The sequence below is a fragment of the Phycicoccus sp. genome, assembly GCF_035325325.1.
Lineage (GTDB): Bacteria > Actinomycetota > Actinomycetes > Actinomycetales > Dermatophilaceae > Phycicoccus.
The window spans coordinates 337,098-352,752 of sequence record NZ_DAOLAC010000001.1 but is presented as its reverse complement, the minus strand read 5'-3'; the positions used below and the strand labels follow the sequence as shown (position 1 = coordinate 352,752).

At 73.1% G+C, this 15,655-nt stretch carries 17 protein-coding genes; 5 read left to right on the top strand and 12 right to left on the bottom strand.

All coding sequences use genetic code 11. The features are described from left to right. Positions 1–47: 47 nt before the first annotated feature. The 3 genes from PKA89_RS01650 to PKA89_RS01640 are packed head-to-tail and all read right to left on the bottom strand — an operon-like array spanning position 48 to position 1,406. On the bottom strand, positions 48–560 hold the full coding sequence (locus PKA89_RS01650; RefSeq protein WP_324415929.1) for a putative immunity protein: 513 nt from the start codon (positions 558–560) through the stop codon (positions 48–50). Positions 561–570: 10 nt separating this feature from the next. After that, positions 571–1,092 carry an SRPBCC domain-containing protein gene (locus PKA89_RS01645; protein ID WP_324415927.1) on the bottom strand — a complete coding sequence of 174 codons (522 nt, stop codon included), beginning with the start codon at positions 1,090–1,092 and terminating at the stop codon, positions 571–573. Then, positions 1,089–1,406, bottom strand: a complete 318-nt coding sequence (locus PKA89_RS01640; RefSeq protein ID WP_324415925.1) for a metalloregulator ArsR/SmtB family transcription factor — start codon at positions 1,404–1,406, stop codon at positions 1,089–1,091. Before PKA89_RS01640 ends, PKA89_RS01645 begins: the two co-directional genes overlap by 4 nt. 133 nt (positions 1,407–1,539) lie before the next feature. Here PKA89_RS01640 and PKA89_RS01635 point away from each other — a divergent pair, with 133 nt between their 5' ends. Beyond that, on the top strand, positions 1,540–4,092 hold the full coding sequence (locus PKA89_RS01635) for a YfhO family protein (RefSeq protein WP_324415923.1): 2,553 nt from the start codon (positions 1,540–1,542) through the stop codon (positions 4,090–4,092). On the opposite strand, the gene PKA89_RS01630 is transcribed toward PKA89_RS01635, so the two are convergent. From PKA89_RS01630 to PKA89_RS01620, 3 genes are read right to left on the bottom strand one after another with little or no spacing between them, the layout of a single operon-like run. Beyond that, positions 3,986–4,447, bottom strand: a complete 462-nt coding sequence (locus tag PKA89_RS01630; RefSeq protein ID WP_324415921.1) for a GtrA family protein — start codon at positions 4,445–4,447, stop codon at positions 3,986–3,988. The two genes, PKA89_RS01635 and PKA89_RS01630, sit on opposite strands and share 107 nt — an antisense overlap. Next, positions 4,447–5,403, bottom strand: a complete 957-nt coding sequence (locus tag PKA89_RS01625) for a glycosyltransferase family 2 protein (protein WP_324415919.1) — start codon at positions 5,401–5,403, stop codon at positions 4,447–4,449. The genes PKA89_RS01630 and PKA89_RS01625 overlap by 1 nt, the downstream gene beginning before the upstream one ends. Positions 5,404–5,405: 2 nt before the next feature. After that, positions 5,406–6,467 (bottom strand): TIGR03560 family F420-dependent LLM class oxidoreductase, encoded by a 1,062-nt coding sequence (locus PKA89_RS01620; protein ID WP_324415917.1) that lies wholly within the window; start codon positions 6,465–6,467, stop codon positions 5,406–5,408. An 85-nt stretch (positions 6,468–6,552) separates the two neighbouring features. On the opposite strand from PKA89_RS01620, the gene PKA89_RS01615 reads away from it, so the two are divergent. Continuing rightward, entirely contained in the window at positions 6,553–7,722 is a 1,170-nt protein-coding gene (locus PKA89_RS01615) for a nucleotide sugar dehydrogenase (protein ID WP_324415915.1), read from the top strand. A gap of 48 nt (positions 7,723–7,770) precedes the next feature. Then, positions 7,771–8,226 carry a CoA-binding protein gene (locus PKA89_RS01610; RefSeq protein WP_324415913.1) on the top strand — a complete coding sequence of 152 codons (456 nt, stop codon included), beginning with the start codon at positions 7,771–7,773 and terminating at the stop codon, positions 8,224–8,226. Between the two features lie 36 nt (positions 8,227–8,262). On the opposite strand, the gene purE is transcribed toward PKA89_RS01610, so the two are convergent. Both purE and PKA89_RS01600 read right to left on the bottom strand, forming a co-directional pair. Further along, a complete protein-coding gene (gene purE / locus PKA89_RS01605; protein WP_324415911.1) occupies positions 8,263–8,778 on the bottom strand; it encodes a 5-(carboxyamino)imidazole ribonucleotide mutase in 516 nt (171 codons plus the stop codon). Then, entirely contained in the window at positions 8,775–9,959 is a 1,185-nt protein-coding gene (locus tag PKA89_RS01600; RefSeq protein ID WP_324415909.1) for a 5-(carboxyamino)imidazole ribonucleotide synthase, read from the bottom strand. Before PKA89_RS01600 ends, purE begins: the two co-directional genes overlap by 4 nt. Positions 9,960–9,997: 38 nt before the next feature. Between PKA89_RS01600 and PKA89_RS01595 the strand changes: the two genes are divergently transcribed. After that, a complete protein-coding gene (locus PKA89_RS01595; RefSeq protein ID WP_324415907.1) occupies positions 9,998–10,474 on the top strand; it encodes a GtrA family protein in 477 nt (158 codons plus the stop codon). A 12-nt stretch (positions 10,475–10,486) separates the two neighbouring features. On the opposite strand, the gene PKA89_RS01590 is transcribed toward PKA89_RS01595, so the two are convergent. From PKA89_RS01590 to PKA89_RS01575, 4 genes are read right to left on the bottom strand one after another with little or no spacing between them, the layout of a single operon-like run. Further along, positions 10,487–11,470, bottom strand: coding sequence for a HAMP domain-containing sensor histidine kinase (locus PKA89_RS01590; RefSeq protein ID WP_324415905.1), 984 nt, complete (start codon positions 11,468–11,470; stop codon positions 10,487–10,489). 6 nt (positions 11,471–11,476) lie between these two features. Beyond that, positions 11,477–12,157 carry a response regulator transcription factor gene (locus tag PKA89_RS01585; RefSeq protein WP_324415903.1) on the bottom strand — a complete coding sequence of 227 codons (681 nt, stop codon included), beginning with the start codon at positions 12,155–12,157 and terminating at the stop codon, positions 11,477–11,479. 14 nt (positions 12,158–12,171) lie between these two features. Beyond that, positions 12,172–13,278, bottom strand: coding sequence for an adenylate/guanylate cyclase domain-containing protein (locus PKA89_RS01580; protein ID WP_324415901.1), 1,107 nt, complete (start codon positions 13,276–13,278; stop codon positions 12,172–12,174). Between the two features lie 15 nt (positions 13,279–13,293). Continuing rightward, positions 13,294–14,061 carry a biotin--[acetyl-CoA-carboxylase] ligase gene (locus tag PKA89_RS01575; protein WP_324415899.1) on the bottom strand — a complete coding sequence of 256 codons (768 nt, stop codon included), beginning with the start codon at positions 14,059–14,061 and terminating at the stop codon, positions 13,294–13,296. A 23-nt stretch (positions 14,062–14,084) separates the two neighbouring features. On the opposite strand from PKA89_RS01575, the gene PKA89_RS01570 reads away from it, so the two are divergent. After that, on the top strand, positions 14,085–15,655 hold a 1,571-nt coding region (locus PKA89_RS01570; protein ID WP_324415897.1), incomplete at its 3' end, for an acyl-CoA carboxylase subunit beta.

Here is a 15,655-nt window from a genome sequence, read left to right as displayed (position 1 = left end):
GTCGACCACAGCCCAGCACCATCAGGCTGCGCTGTCGATGCTCACAGTCAGTCGAAGACGTTCCAGCAGAGGGCGTTTCGCCGCCGCTGGTCGTCGAGGACCAACGCCCTGACCTCGGGGGGCAGCTGCTCGCGCTGCCACCGGCACTCGGCCCGTCGGGCCTCCTCACCCGCCCCGGGCGGCGCCGCGGCCCGCACCGCCTTCAGGGCGTAGGCCGCGGCCCCGAGGTCGTGCGCCGCGACGTGGGCGACGACGGCTGCCTGCCCGGCGGCGTAGGCGGCGAACCGCGGTGCACCGCTCACGTGTCGGGCGGCGCCCATCGCGTGCCCACCAGCGGCCCGGCACCGCATCATCGGCAGGTCACCGGCCACCCACGCGTGGAGGGCGTCGAGCGCCGCGCGCGGGCGCGGGTCGTCGGGCCGCTCCGCCTCGAACAACGGCAGGACGTGCGCGGCACAGGTGGCCGCCCACCGCGCGAGGTGGTGGTGGTCGGCGTCGGTCAGCGTGCCACCCCGGCGGACGGTGGTCAGCCGGAGGTCGCGCTCGGGCGGGAGGATCACCGGCCGGGGGTCAGGACGCGGCGTCCCGGTAGACGGGGGTCAGCTCCTCCCACCGGGCCTTCCACGCCGCGGCGGGCGCCTGCGCCGACCAGCCGTCCGGGTGCGCGCTCGCACCGTCGGCGAGGCCGCGCCCCAGGTCCTCGAGGTGCACCTGCCACCCCGACGCGTGGAAGGGCAGGTGCCCCTCCGGCAGGCCACGCTCCTCGACGACGAGCCGGGTGCGCGGCCCCTCGGGGGTCAGCCACGCCTCGAGCTCGGTCTCGTCCGGCGTGCCGGGCTCCATCGTCAGCACGAGGTGGTGCGGCGCGTCGCAGGTCTCGACGCGCACCGGGCCGGCCCACGTGCTCGTGAAGACGACCTCGAGCGTGCCTCCCTCGCGCAGGTCGCCGGTGACCGTGGCGAGCCAGCGGGCGAGCCGTTCCGGCGTCGTGCAGGCCGCCCACAGGTCGTCGGCGTCCGTGTCGTAGACATCCTCGACGCGGACCACGCCCCGGCCCTCGCCGAGGCTCCTCGTCGTCGCGATGGTCCTCATCTGCGTCCCCTCTTCCCTCGGGCGATCTCGGTGTGGAGCGCGTCGAGGCGGTGCCGCCACAGCGCGCGGTAGTCCTCGAGCCACTCGTCGACCTCGACGAGCGCCTCGGGGCGCAGGGTGTAGATGCGGCGCTGCGCCTCGGCCCGCACCTCGACCAGCCCGGCCTCCCGGAGCACCCGCAGGTGCCGGGAGACGCCGGGCCGGGCGATGGGCAGTGCCTGCGCGAGCTCGCCGGCGGTCGCCGGGTGGTCGCGCAGGATGGCGAGGACGGTCCGCCGACCGGGGTCGGCGAGGGCCTGGAGCACGGCATCCACGCGGCACAATGTAACTCATCAGTTACGTACCCGCAAAGGTACGTTGCCCTCGTGGCCACCGCCGGCCCGACGCACGGGCGGCGCGCCGCCGGCCCCGGTGCCCGAGCCGCCTCGGCCCACCTAGACTCACCGGGTGCCGTGGCCGACCAGACGTCCGGGAGCCGCGGCTCCGTCGCGACTGCCCGAGGTCGCCAGCGGCGTCCTGGCCGCCGCCGTGTTCCTGCTCGTCCTGGCCGTGCGCGGCTCGGCCCCGTTCGGCTCCGCCGGACGTGGGATCAACGACCTGGGCAACCAGTTCGTCCCCCAGCACGCGCACCTCTGGGACCTGCTGCGCGGAACCACCCAGGGTGGCTGGCAGCTGAACTGGGACAGCGGGCTCGGTGTGCCGTTCCTGCCCGACCTCGCCACCTATGTCGGCAGCCCGGTCGGTCTCCTGGTCGCCCTCTTCCCGCGCGACGACCTGGAGACGGCGGTGCTCGTCGTCACCGCGACGCTCTACGCCCTGGCCGCAGGCGCCATGACCGCCTACCTCCGACGGCTGCGGCCGTTGGGCAACCCGTGGGTCGCAGCCCTTCTCGGCAGCGCGTACGCCCTGTGCGGCTGGGCCCTCGACGACGGGTCGTACGTGCCCATGTGGCTCAACGGCCTGGTCGCCCTCCCGCTTCTCGCCCTGGTCATGGAGTGGGCCCGCGCGCGGTCGCACCCCCTCCTCGCCCCCGTCCTCGTGGCACTCGTGTGGGTCGCGAACTTCTACACCGGGTTCATGGCCACCATCGGCGCCGGCCTGCTGCTGCTCGCCCGGATGGTCGCTGCCGACACCTCCTGGCGACAGTCGTTGCGCACCGTCGTCGTCGCCGGCCGGCACGTCGTCCTGGGCGTGGCCATGAGCGCGTGGCTCGTGGTGCCGACCTACCTCGCCGTCCGGGTCTCCCAGCCCTCACCACCCTCGGTCTTCGTGCCCCGGCCCTGGGCCACGGTGCTGTCGCGCTTCCTGCCACTCACTGAGGGTGTCGGGACCAGCCCCGGGCTGTACGTGGGCTCGGCTGTCCTGGTCCTCGCGCTCTCCCTCGTCGTGCACCGAGGGGTCGACCTCCGGACCCGGCTGACCTATCCGGTCCTGGCCCTCCTCGTCGTGCTGAGCATCCAGTGGGGACCCACGTCCTTGGTGTGGCACGGCTTCGACACCCCCAACGGCAGCCAGTACCGCGAGGCCTTCGTCGTCTGCGCGGTCGTCGTCGTCACCGCGTGGCTCGCCCTCTGCGCCCGCCCCGACCTCCTGGCCGCGGCCGTCGGGTTGGTCGGGCTGGCGGCCGTCGGGCTTGTCGGGCTCCGCAGCACCTACGCGGACCGCGTCAACCTCGGTGTGGCGCTGGTCGTCGGCGCGACCCCCTTGGTCCTCGCCCTCGCCTCGCGCACCCGCCGCCGTCCACTCGTGACGGCAGCCGCGGCCCTCCTCACGATCGCGGGCGTCGCCGAGGCAGCGGCCACCGCGTACGCCGTCGACTCCCTCCGCACGAAGGTGTTCGCGCTGCCGGCGCCCTGGGGCCCGGCCGACGACGCCCGGCTCGAGGCCGTTCGGAGCGCTCCGGGTCTCCCCGCGCAGCGCACCGAGACGGTGGGCGCACGCAGCCTCAACGCTCCCCTCCTCTACGGGTACGCGGGCGTGTCCTACTACAGCAGCACGATGTCCGCCGCGACCAGCACGGCCCTGCGGGGGCTCGGCCTCGACTGGGCGGGCTACGGCCGCTCGGTCCACCACCGCCCGGACCCCGGGCTCGACCCCCTGCTCGGCGTGGTGGTCCGCGGCCCCGGGAGCGAGGGTGAGCCGGGACCGGTCCGTCCGCTGGTCACCCTCCTCGCGCCGTCGTCGGCACCGGGTGACGCGCCCCTCTCCGGACCGTTCGCGGCCCGGAACGCGCTCGCCGGTCGCACCGTCTACCGAGCAGGCGAGGCGGCGCTCCACGTCGGTGACGAGCGCTTCCCGCTCACCGCCCAGGGCCTCACCCGCTCCTTCGGGCCGGACGTCGCCCCCGTCCTGGAGGTCACCTGCCCCGCCGGGACCACCCCGCAGCTCTGGGCCCCGCGGCAGGTCGGCGCCGTCCAGGGCGTGGACGGCACGCGGCTGGCCCTGAACCCCCTCGACCGCAAGCACCTCGGCCGCAACTCCGCCGTGGGGGTGCGCACACTCGACACCGTCGCGACGGGCGAGCCCCAGTCGTACACCCTGGCGTCGTCGGGTCGGGTCGACCTCCCCGCCGCCCCGGTCGGCTGCCTCGACACCGCCGCGCTGTCCGCCCTCGTGACGACGGACCGCAGCAACGCCCCCGCGACCTCGGTGGGCGGCACCTCGGTCACCGCACGATGGCGGACTCCGGCCACGGGCACGGCGCTCGTCTCGACAACGGCGTCCGTGGGCTGGCAGTGCACGCTCGACGGCCGCTCCGCCGCCGTCGAGCCGGTGTCGGGGCTCCTGGCGGTCCACCTCGAGCAGGCCACCGAGCTCTCGTGCCGCTACCGAACCCCCGGGCTCGTGCCGGGAGCGGCCGTGTCCCTCGCTGCGGCGCTCGCCGTCCTCCTCCTCAGCGGGTGGGAGGCTCGGCGTCGACGTCGGTCGGCGACCCCGGAGGAATCGTCGGACCGGGGGCCGTCGACACCACCGGGTCCCCCGACCACCGCCCGACCATGAGCGTGCGTTGCACGAGGAAGGTGAGCGGGATCGCGAGGATCCCGGCGACCAGCGGCGCGAGCTTCGCCGACATGCCGGCCAGCTCGACGAGCGCCACGACGCCGACGGTCGTGGCCAGCAGGTTGGGCACGTTGCTGAAGGGGTAGAGCACGGCCCGGCGGACCGTCGTCGGCACCTTGTAGGTGAAGCGGCAGTTGAGGACGAACGAGGCGGCCGTGGACACGAACCAGGCCACCACGTGGGCGGCCACGTACCCCACGAGCAGGCGCAGCGGCAGGTAGACCACGTAGTAGATCGCGGTGTTCGCGACGCCGACCACGGCGAAGCGGAGGAACTGTCCGAGGACGGGGCGCATCACTCCTCCGGGCGCCGCAGACCCACCGCGTCCCGCACGATGTAGTGCGGCCTGGCCTTCACCTCGACGTACATGCGCCCGATGTACTCGCCGATGATGCCGAGGCCGATGAGCTGCACGCCGCCGAGCCCCGTCACGAGGGCGACCAGGGTGACGTACCCGGGGACGTCGATGCCCAGGGTCAGGACGTTGACGATGAGCCACCCGAGGTAGACCGCGGTCATGGCCACGACGAACGCTCCCAACCAGAAGCCGAGCCGCAGGGGTTTGCTGTTGAACGAGATCGCTCCGTCCACCCCGTAGTTGAAGAGCTTGGGGATCGTCCACGCCGAGGCGCCCGCGCCCCGGCCACGGTTCTCGTACTCGATGACCGCCGTGTCGAAGCCGACCCAGGCGAACAGACCCTTCGAGAAGCGCACCATCTCACCGAGGGAGACCACGGCGTCGACCGCACGCCGGGACAGCAGCCGGAAGTCCCCCACGCCGTCGTCGAGGTGGACGTCGACCAGGCGGTTCATCATCCGGTAGTACAGCTGCGAGAGCTTGGTCCGCAGCCACGGGTCACCGCGGCGGGAGCGCTTCGCGACCACCTGGTCGTGGCCCTCGAGGAAGGCCTCCACCAGCGCCGGCAGCAGCTCCGGCGGATGCTGCAGGTCCCCGTCCATGACGACCACCGCGTCGCCCGTGCTCGCCTTCAGCCCGGCGAGCATGGCCGCCTCCTTGCCGAAGTTGCGGCTGAACGAGATCACCTTCACTCGCGGGTCCTCGGACGCGATGGCGGTGGCGGTGGCGAAGGTCGCGTCGGGACTGCCGTCGTCGACGACGATCAGCTCGAGCCGGTCACAGATCGGCTCGGCCGCGTGGACGACCGCGGCGTGCAGGTCGGCGAGGTTGCCGGCCTCCGCGTAGCAGGGCACCACGACGGACAGGAGCCCCAACCGGTGCTCGTCGCTCACGCCTACTCGCCCCGCAGCAGGTGCCAGAGGTGCCCGTGCCGCTCGCCGTCGACGAGCTCGGGGAGCACCTGACGCTCGAAGAGCTCGACGCCGGAGAGGTCGTAGGCCTGCTCGACGAAGTAGGTGATGGCGTAGGTCATCCCCCGCTGCTGGAGGTCGCGCAGCCGCTCGACCACCTGCTCGGGGGTCCCGACGAGCGGGCCCGTCTCGAACGAGCGCACCGTCGACTCGACGACGTCCGCGGGAAGGCCGGCGGACTCGTAGTGGTTCCGGATCCAGGCCAGCCGCTCGCGGACCTCGCGCTCGTCGCGCCCGATGACGACGTTGTAGTTGGCGCTGCGGACGATCTCGCCGAAGTCGCGCCCGACGTCCTTGCAGTGCTGCTCGAGGATGGCGCTCTTGGCACTGAACCCCTCCGGCGTGCCGTCGAAGTTCGTGTAGTCCGCGTACTCCGCCGCGATGCGCAGCGTCTTGCGCTCACCCCCACCGGCGACCCACATCGGGATCCCGTTGGCGCGTGACCCGGGCTGCGACGTCCCCTGCAGCGGCCGGGGGAAGCACAGCGCACCGTCGACGCTGTAGTGCTCACCGTCGAGGGTGGCCTGCCCCGTGGTCCACATCTGGCGCATCACCTCGACGCCCTCGCGGAGTCGGGCCAGGCGTTCGCCCGCCCCCGGGAACCCGTAGCCGTAGGCCTTCCACTCGTGCTCGTACCAACCGGCCCCGATGCCCATCTCGAGGCGGCCCTCGGAGACGACGTCGACCGTGGCCGCGACCTTCGCGAGGTAGGTCGGCTCGCGGTACGACATGCACGTGCACATCTGCCCCAGCCGCACCCGGCCGGTGACCCCGGCGAACGCGGCCATCAGGCTCCAGGCCTCGTGCACGCCGGCCTCCGTCGGCCGCGGGACCGGGTGGAAGTGGTCGTACACCCAGATCGAGGACCACTCCTCGATGCCGTCCGCGCGCCGGGCCAGGCCTGCCATGACCCCCCAGTGCTGGTCCGGGTCGATGCCGACCAGGTCGTGGCGCCAGCCCTGCGGGATGAACAGTCCGAACTTCATGCGCGTCTCCTCGCGGTGGTCGTCGTCTCCGCCGATCATGCCGCACGGCCGCGGCGTCACGCGGGCCGGTGCGTAGGCTGTCGCCGTGAGCCACCGGATCGCCGTCGTCGGAACCTCCTACGTCGGGCTCTCGCTCGCGGTGCTGCTCGCCCGCCGGCACCGCGTCGTCGCCTTCGACATCGACGCGTCCCGGGTGGAGACGCTGCGGGCCGGGCGCAGCCCCATCCAGGACCCCGACATCGAGGAGCTGCTCGGCGCCGGCACCCTCGACCTCACCGTCACGACCGACAAGCACGAGGCCTACCGCGGAGCCGACTTCGTCGTGGTGGCCACCCCGACCAACTACGACGAGCAGACGAACTACTTCGACACCAGCAGCGTCGAGCAGGTCGTGCGCGACGTCCACGAGATCGAGCCGGGGGCGACCGCCGTCATCAAGTCGACGGTCCCCGTCGGCTTCACCCGCGGCCTGCGCGAGCGGCTCGGCACCGAGCGGGTCATCTTCTCCCCCGAGTTCCTGCGCGAGGGCCGGGCACTGCACGACAACCTCCACCCCTCCCGGATCGTCGTCGGCGACCGCGGGCCGCAGGGCGAGCTCTTCGCCCGCCTGCTCGCCGAGGCCTCGCTCGACCCGGACGTGCCGGTCCTGCTCACCGACCCCACCGAGGCCGAGGCGATCAAGCTGTTCGCCAACACCTACCTCGCCATGCGCGTCGCGTACTTCAACGAGCTCGACACCTACGCCGCCACCCACGGGCTCGACACCCGCCAGATCATCGACGGCGTCGGACTCGACCCGCGCATCGGCACCCACTACAACAACCCGAGCTTCGGCTACGGCGGCTACTGCCTGCCCAATGACACCGAGCAGCTCCTCGCCAGCTACGCCGACGGGCCGCAGACGCTTATCCAGACGATCGTCGACGCCAACACGACCCGCAAGGACTTCGTCGCCCGCGACATCCTCGCCCGCGGCCCGAGGGTGGTCGGGATCCATCGCCTCATCATGAAGGCCGGCTCGGACAACTTCCGCAGCAGCAGCGTGCAGGGCGTCATGAAGCGCCTCAAGGCCAAGGGCGTCGAGGTCGTCGTCCACGAGCCCGAGCTCGAGGGACGCACCTTCTTCGGCTCGCGCGTCGTCACGCTCGAGGAGCTCAAGGAGCAGGCCGACGTCATCGTCGCCAACCGGCTGGTCCCCGAGCTCGCCGACGTCGCCGAGCGCGTCTACACGCGCGACCTCTTCGGCAGCGACTGACCCCCTCGAAGGCCCCCGCCACCTGCACGAACGGGGCATGATGACGGGATGGGAGCACTGAGCCACCAGAACGACCCCGACCTCATCCGCGAGCTGCTCATGGACCCCGGGATCTGGGTCGTCGTCGGGCTCTCGAACAACCGGTCGCGGCCCGCCTGGTCGGTCTCGCGGTGGATGACCTTCGAGCTCGGCACCCCGATCATCCCGGTCCACCCCAAGGCCGAGACGGTGCACGGCGCGCAGGGCTACGCGAGCATCGCCGACATCCCCGACCAGGACCTCAAGGTCGTGGACTGCTTCGTCAACTCCTCCCTCGTCGGCGCCGTCGTCGACGAGGCGATCGAGCACAAGGACCGGCTGATGCTCGACGCGATCTGGATGCAGGTCGGGGTCGTCGACCCGGACGCCGCCGACCGCGCCCGCCGGGCCGGCCTCGACGTCGTCATGGACACCTGCCCGAAGATCGAGTGGCCGAAGGTCCGCCGCGACGGCATGCAGCGCTGAGGACGGCCGACCCGCCCGACCGCGGCCGGCCGACCGTCAGCCGCGGCGCTCGCGCAGGGCGGCACCCTTCGCGTGTGCCTGCTCGCGCAGCGCGGCCCGGAACTCGCCGATCGCCGCCCGCAGCCGCTCGGCCTCGGCCCCCTCGCCGGCGCCGAGGATGCGGGCCGCGAGGAGCCCGGCGTTGCGGGCCCCGCCGACCGAGACGGTCGCCACCGGCACGCCGGCCGGCATCTGGACGATCGAGAGCAGCGAGTCCATCCCGTCGAGGTGCCTCAGCGGCACCGGCACCCCGATGACCGGCAGCGACGTGACCGAGGCGAGCATTCCCGGCAGGTGCGCGGCCCCGCCCGCCCCCGCGATGACGACGCGCAGCCCGCGCTCCTCGGCGCTGCGGCCGTACTCGAGCATCTCCTCGGGCATCCGGTGCGCGGAGACGACGTCGACCTCGCAGGCGACGCCCAGCTCGTCGAGCGCGGTGACCGCGGCCTCCATGACCGGCCAGTCCGAGTCGGACCCCATGACGACGCCGACGACCGGCTGCTGCGGGCTCATTCGGTGACCACTCCCTGGAGGTAGTCGGCGGCGTGGCCGGCCCGCTCGCGCAGGTCGGCGAGGTCGTCGCCGGAGACGTTGACGTGCCCGATCTTGCGGCCCGGGCGGACGTCCTTGCCGTAGAGGTGCACCTTGGCCTCGGGGTCGCGCGCCATGACGTGCCGGTAGGCGGGATAGAGCTCCGGGTAGTCGCCGCCGAGGACGTTGGCCATGACCGTCCACGCCCCGCGCGGCCGCGGCGAGCCGAGCGGGAGGTCGAGCACCGCCCGCAGGTGCTGCTCGAACTGCCCGGTGACGGCGCCGTCCATCGACCAGTGCCCGGAGTTGTGCGGGCGCATCGCGAGCTCGTTGACGACGAACGAGGGCTCGTGCCCCTCCTGCGCCACCTCGAAGAGCTCGACGGCGAGGACGCCGGTGACCCCGAGCTCGCCGGCGACCCGCAGGCCGGCCTCGACGGCGCGCGCCGACAGGTCGGGGTCGAGGTCCGGCGCGGGCGCGAGGACCTCGGTGCAGATGCCGTCGGTCTGGACCGTCTGGACGACCGGCCACGCGGCGGCCTGTCCGGACGGGCTGCGCGCGAGGAGGACGGCGAGCTCGCGCCGGAACGGCACCCTCTCCTCGAGGAGCAGCCCGGTCCCCGCGTCGGCCGCGCGGGCGAGCCAGTCGGCCAGCTCGGCGGCGGAGGCGACGACCGCCACGCCCTTGCCGTCGTAGCCCCCGCGCGGCGTCTTCGCGACGATCGGCCAGCCGACCTCGGCCGCGAACGCCTCGACGTCGGCGGCGGTGTCGGCCCGCACCCATCGAGGGCACGGCACGCCGAGGGCGGTGAGCCGCTCGCGCATCGCGAGCTTGTCCTGGGCGAAGCGCAGCGCCCCCGGGCTGGGGTGCACCGGCACCCCGGTCGCGACGAGCTCCTCGAGGACGTCGGGCGGGACGTGCTCGTGGTCGAAGGTGACGACGTCGCAGGCCTGCGCGAAGGCGAGCACGGCGGCGGCGTCGGTGTGGTGGCCGACCGGGCTGCTCGGCACGACGAGCGCCGCGCTGGCGTCCTCCGCCTCGGCGAGGACGCTGAGGGTGATGCCGAGCTCGGCCGCCGGGCCGGCGCACATCCGGGCCAGCTGGCCGCCGCCGACGATGCCGACGACGGGGAATCCTCCGGGCGCACGGCGGGGGGTGGTCACCCGGCGAGGATACCGACGGCGCTCGGTAGGCTGCGTGGGTGACCGCCCAGGACGCCCCCTCGGGGGGACCCCTCGCGCGCGCCCTGGCTGCGGCCCGGGGTGCGGTCGACGTCCTCTACCGCGAGATGATCAAGTTCGGCGTCGTCGGCGCGGTCGCCTTCGTCATCGACCTCGGCGGCGCGAACCTGTTGTGGCACACCGTCCTCCCGGACAAGGTGACGACGGCGAAGATCATCTCCGGCGCGGTCGCGACGCTCGTCGCGTGGCTGGGCAACCGGCAGTGGACCTTCCGTCACCGCCGCAGCCGTCCGGTCCACCACGAGGTCGCGCTCTTCTTCGGCGTCAACCTCGTCGCGCTGGGGCTGTCGGCGCTCACCCTCGCCCTGTCGCACTACGGGCTCGGGTTCACCTCGCGGCTGGCCGACAACGTCTCGACCGTCGTCGGCATCGGCCTCGGCACGCTCTTCCGGTTCTGGGCCTACCGGCGGCTCGTCTTCTCGCACGAGCCCCTCTGAGGCCCGCGCCGGTCAGTCGGTGCTCACCGAGAGGAAGAGGGCGAAGACCGGCGGGGTCGCCCGGGCGAGCTCCAGGCGGCCGCCGGCACCCTCGGCCAGGTCGCGGGCCAGCGACAGCCCCAGCCCGGAGCCGGAGGAGGACACCGAGCGCTCGAAGATGTGCGGTGCCATCGTGGCCGGCACGCCGTCGCCCTGGTCGCTCACCTCGATGACGACGGACGGGCCCGCCCGGCGGGCGTTGACCTCGACCGTGCCGCGCCCGTAGGCGAGCGAGTTCTCGAGCAGGGTCGTGAGGATCTGCCCGAGGGCGACCGGCGTGGCCCGCACCACGAGCCCGCGCTCGCCGCTCACCTTGATGCTCCGCCGGGCGTTGGCGAACGCCGGCTGCCACTCGCGCTGGAGCGAGGCGAGCACCGAGTCCAGCGACACGGACGGGTTGAGCTCGGCGCCGTGACGGGTGCGCGACATGAGGTCGTCGACGACCTTGCTCAGCCGCTCGACCTGGTCGATGGCGATCGTCGACTCCTCGGCGACGACGGCGAGGTCGTCGGTGAGGTTGATCTCCTCGAGCCGCATGAGGAGCGCGGTGAGCGGCGTGCGCAGCTGGTGCGAGGCGTCCGCGGCGAAGTCGCGCTCGGACGCGAGCCGCCGGGCGCCCTGCTGGGCCCCCCGGATGAGGGCCGCGTCCAGCTTGTCGACCTCGACGACGCCCGAGTCGATCGGCACCGGGCGCTCACCGGCGTTGAGCCGCTCCACCCGCTGGCGCAGCGTCTCCAGGAGCGCCGAGAGCCGCGAGCCGCTGCGCTCGGCGAACCACATCGCCCCGAGCACCGACACGGCGAGGGCGACGAGCAGGACGAGCCCGGGGACCACCCACGAGCCGGGGTCGTCGGCCGTCGGGGAGGTCGCGGCGAGCACGACGAGCGCGGCGACGCCGAGGCTCAGCCCGGTGACGGCGGCCGCCTGGAGGGCGACCGTGAGGGCGATGCGACGCACCGGCGGTCAGTCCTCCGGCGAGTCGAACCGGAAGCCGAGCCCGCGGATCGTCGTGATGTACCGGGGGCTCCCGGCGTCGTCGCCGAGCTTCCGGCGCAGCACCGAGATGTGCATGTCGAGGGTCTTCGTCGAGCCGTACCAGGCGCTGTCCCAGACGTCGCGCATCAGCTTCTCGCGGGAGACGACCTTGCCCTCGTTGGCGACGAGGACGCGCAGCAGCTCGAACTCCTTGCCGGTCAGCTGCACCTCCTCGCCGCGGAGGAAGACGCGTCGGCCGTCCGGGTCGATGTCGATGAGCGGCTGCCCGCCCTCGTCGCTCGGCTCGACGACGCCGCGCCGCAGCAGCGCCCGGGCCCGGGCCAGCAGCTCGGCGAGCCGGAACGGCTTGGTCACGTAGTCGTCCGCGCCGGCGTCGAGCCCGACGACGGTGTCGACCTCGTCGGCGCGCGCGGTGAGGATGAGCACCGGCACGCCGCTGCCCTCCTGGCGCAGCCGGCGGCACACCTCGAGCCCGTCCATCTTCGGCAGGCCGAGGTCGAGGACGACGAGGTCGGGCTGGCGCAGGGCCGCCTCGAGGGCGGACTCGCCGTCGGAGCACACCTCGACGTCGTAGCCCTCACGCCGGAGCGCGCGGGCGAGCGGGTCGGAGATGGCCGGGTCGTCCTCGGCGAGCAACACCTTCGTCATGGGCCCGATCGTAGTCACGCGGACGGGTTCGGCACGGTGGGACGACGCCCACCGGGTGCGCGTCGCAGCTCGTGGAGGGTGACGACCCCGATGCCCCGCAGCATCCGGCGCCGCTGCTCGACGGCCGTGAAGCCCGAGACGGAGCCGAGCGCCCGCGCCATGTCCTCGTCGACGTAGACGGTGCCGGAGGGCGTGACGGCGGTGATCCGGCTGGCCTTGTTGACCGTGACGCCGAAGACGTCCCCGAGCCGGGAGATGACCCGGCCGTGGGCCATCCCGACCCGGACCGGGGGCAGCAGCTCGTCCTCGGCCATCGCGTCGACGAGGTCGAGGGCGATCGCCGAGGCCGCCGCGACCTCGGTGTGGACGAACAGCACCTCGTCCCCGACGGTCTTGATGACGCGGCCACCGTGCTCGGCGACGACGTCGCTCGCGAGCAGCTCGAAGCGCTGGACGAGACGCGCCAGCTGGCGCTCGCTCATCCGGCGCACGAACGAGGTGAAGGAGACGAGGTCGGCGAACCCGACCGCGCGGAACGGGGCCGAGGGGTCCGAGCGGACCGCGGGGTCGGCATCGGCGAGCATGCGCTGGATCGCGTTGGTCAGGTGCCGCCGCCACACGTACACCAGGAGCGGCTCGACCTCGTCGATGGTGCGGGCGAGGAGGTTGGCGGCGTCGGCGGCGATGCCGGGCTCCGGCACCGAGCGCGTGTCCTTGCCCTCGTGCTGCTCGGCGACGTCGGGGGTGAGCGACTCGGCGACGAGCTGGGTCTGCCACACCGCGAGCCGGTCGGCGGTGCGGGCGAAGGCGCGGGTCATCCCGAGGGCGAGCTCCTCGCTCACCGACCCCCGCTGCACCATGTCGGTCACCCGGCGCAGCGCCTGCCGGTCGGCCTCGGTGAACATGGCCTCGTCGTCCTCGACGACCTGGAAGCCCATCGCGTGCCAGAACCGGCGGGCCTCGGTGGGGTCGACCCCGGCGGCCTCGCTGACCTCCGCCCGGGCCATCGACGCCGAGCGGCCCAGGAGCGCGCGCTCGACGCGTTCGGCGAGGTCGTCCGAGGCCGGCTCCGGCGGCGGGACGGGGAGGACGGTCTCCTCCCCCGGCTGCTCGTCCGCCATCCCACCTCCCTCGGCTCAGCGCGACCGGACGTGGACGACGTCGCCGGCGGAGACGCTGCTCGTCCCGGTCTCGGTGCGCACGGTCAGTCTGCCCTCCGCGTCGACGCCTGTCGCCCTGCCCTCCCGGACCGTCCCGTCGGGCGCGTGCACCTCGACGTCCCGTCCCACGGTCGAGCACGCGGCGCGGTAGGCGGCGACGGAGGCCCCGTCGGGTCCGGTGTCCTCGCGCAGCACCGCGGCGAGGTGACGCAGGTACGCCTCGAGGAGGCTCGTGCGGTCGGTGCCGGGCGCGCCGGCCGCCCGCAGCGACGTCGCGGTGTCGAGGGGGAGGTCCTCCCGCGCGGTGTCGACGTTGACCCCGGCCCCGACGACGACGCCGGCCGGGGTCCACTCGCAGAGCAGGCCGGCGAGCTTGCGGTCGCCGTCGCCGGGCACGAGGACGTCGTTGGGCCACTTGAGCGCCGTCGCCACGCCGGAGACCTCCGCGACCGCGCGGTGCAGCGCCAGGCCGGCGAGCAGCGGGACCCATCCGGCGCCCGACGGCGGCTCGGGCACGAGGACCGACACCGCGAGGGCGGTCCCGGGCGTCGTCGTCCAGGTCCGGCCCAGCCGGCCGCGCCCGCTCTCCTGGACGTCGGCGACGACGACCCGCCACGGCCGGGGGTCCTCACGGACGAGGTCGTTGGTCGAGCCGACGCGCTCGTGGACCTCGACCGGGAGCCACGGGTCGCCGGGTGTGACGGACACCGCGCCCAGGGGGCGGATTCGGGGGTTCTCGCTCACGACGCCAAGGCTAGGCTCGCAGCATGGCGAAGAGCGACCTCCACTCCATCGGTGGCACCGACGTCCCCGCCGACATCGACACCACCACGACGGCCGGGAAGCTGGCCGACCTCAAGCGCCGCGTCGCCGAGGTCGCGAACGCCGGCTCCGACCGCGCCGTCGAGAAGCAGCACGCGCGCGGCAAGAAGACCGCCCGCGAACGCCTCGAGATGCTCCTCGACGACGGCAGCTTCGTCGAGATGGACAAATACGCCAGGCACCGGTCGGTCGCGTTCGGCCAGGACAGGAACCGCCCCTACGGCGACGGCGTCGTGACCGGCTACGGCACGGTCGACGGCCGCACGGTCGCCGTGTTCGCCCAGGACTTCACCGTCTTCGGCGGCTCGCTCGGCGAGGTGTTCGGCGAGAAGATCGTCAAGATCATGGACTTCGCCATGAAGGTCGGCTGCCCGGTGGTCGGGCTCAACGACTCGGGCGGCGCGCGCATCCAGGAGGGTGTCGTGTCGCTCGGCCTGTACGGCGAGATCTTCCGGCGCAACGTCCACGCCTCGGGCGTCGTGCCGCAGATCTCGCTCATCATGGGCCCCTGCGCCGGCGGCGCGGTGTACTCCCCCGCGGTCACCGACTTCACGGTGATGGTCGACCAGACGTCGCACATGTTCATCACCGGTCCCGACGTCATCAAGACGGTCACCGGGGAGGACGTCGGGTTCGAGGAGCTCGGCGGCGCCCGGACGCACAACACGAAGTCCGGTGTGGCGCACTACATGGGCACCGACGAGGAGGACGCCGTCGAGTACGTCAAGGCGCTGCTCTCCTACCTCCCGAGCAACAACATGGAGGACCCGCCGGTCTTCGGCGAGGAGAACGACCTCGAGGTCACCGACGACGACCGCTTCCTCGACACGGTCATCCCGGACAGTCCCAACGTCCCGTACGACATGCACGCGGTCATCGAGAAGGTGCTCGACGACGGCGAGTTCCTCGAGGTCTCGCCGCTCTTCGCGCCGAACATCATCACCGGGTTCGGGCGCGTCGAGGGCCGCTCGGTCGGCGTCGTCGCGAACAACCCCATGCAGTTCGCCGGCACCCTCGACATCGACGCCTCCGAGAAGGCGGCCCGCTTCGTACGCACCTGCGACGCCTTCAACGTGCCGGTGCTGACCTTCGTCGACGTCCCGGGCTTCCTCCCCGGCACCGACCAGGAGTGGGACGGCATCATCCGCCGCGGCGCCAAGCTCATCTACGCCTACTCCGAAGCCACCGTCCCGCTCGTCACCGTCATCACCCGCAAGGCCTACGGCGGCGCCTACGACGTCATGGGGTCCAAGCACCTCGGGGCCGACATCAACCTCGCCTGGCCGACGGCCCAGATCGCGGTCATGGGCGCGCAGGGAGCGGTGAACATCCTCTACCGCAAGGAGCTGAAGAAGGCGGGCGAGGCCGGGGAGTCGGTCGAGGAGGCGCGCGCCGCGTTCATCAAGCAGTACGAGGAGGCGCTGGCCAACCCGTACGTCGCCGCCGAGCGCGGGTACATCGACACCGTCATCACGCCGTCGAACACCCGGATGAACGTCACCAAGGCACTGCGGGC

Coding starts and splice junctions, on each gene's coding strand:
- PKA89_RS01630 (WP_324415921.1), bottom strand. CDS start 4,447: ATGCGCCCCGTCCTCGGACAGTTCCTCCGCTTCGCCGTGGTCGGCGTC.
- PKA89_RS01620 (WP_324415917.1), bottom strand. CDS start 6,467: ATGAAGTTCGGACTGTTCATCCCGCAGGGCTGGCGCCACGACCTGGTC.
- PKA89_RS01610 (WP_324415913.1), top strand. CDS start 7,771: ATGGGAGCACTGAGCCACCAGAACGACCCCGACCTCATCCGCGAGCTG.
- purE (WP_324415911.1), bottom strand. CDS start 8,778: ATGAGCCCGCAGCAGCCGGTCGTCGGCGTCGTCATGGGGTCCGACTCG.
- PKA89_RS01645 (WP_324415927.1), bottom strand. CDS start 1,092: ATGAGGACCATCGCGACGACGAGGAGCCTCGGCGAGGGCCGGGGCGTG.
- PKA89_RS01580 (WP_324415901.1), bottom strand. CDS start 13,278: ATGGCGGACGAGCAGCCGGGGGAGGAGACCGTCCTCCCCGTCCCGCCG.
- PKA89_RS01585 (WP_324415903.1), bottom strand. CDS start 12,157: ATGACGAAGGTGTTGCTCGCCGAGGACGACCCGGCCATCTCCGACCCG.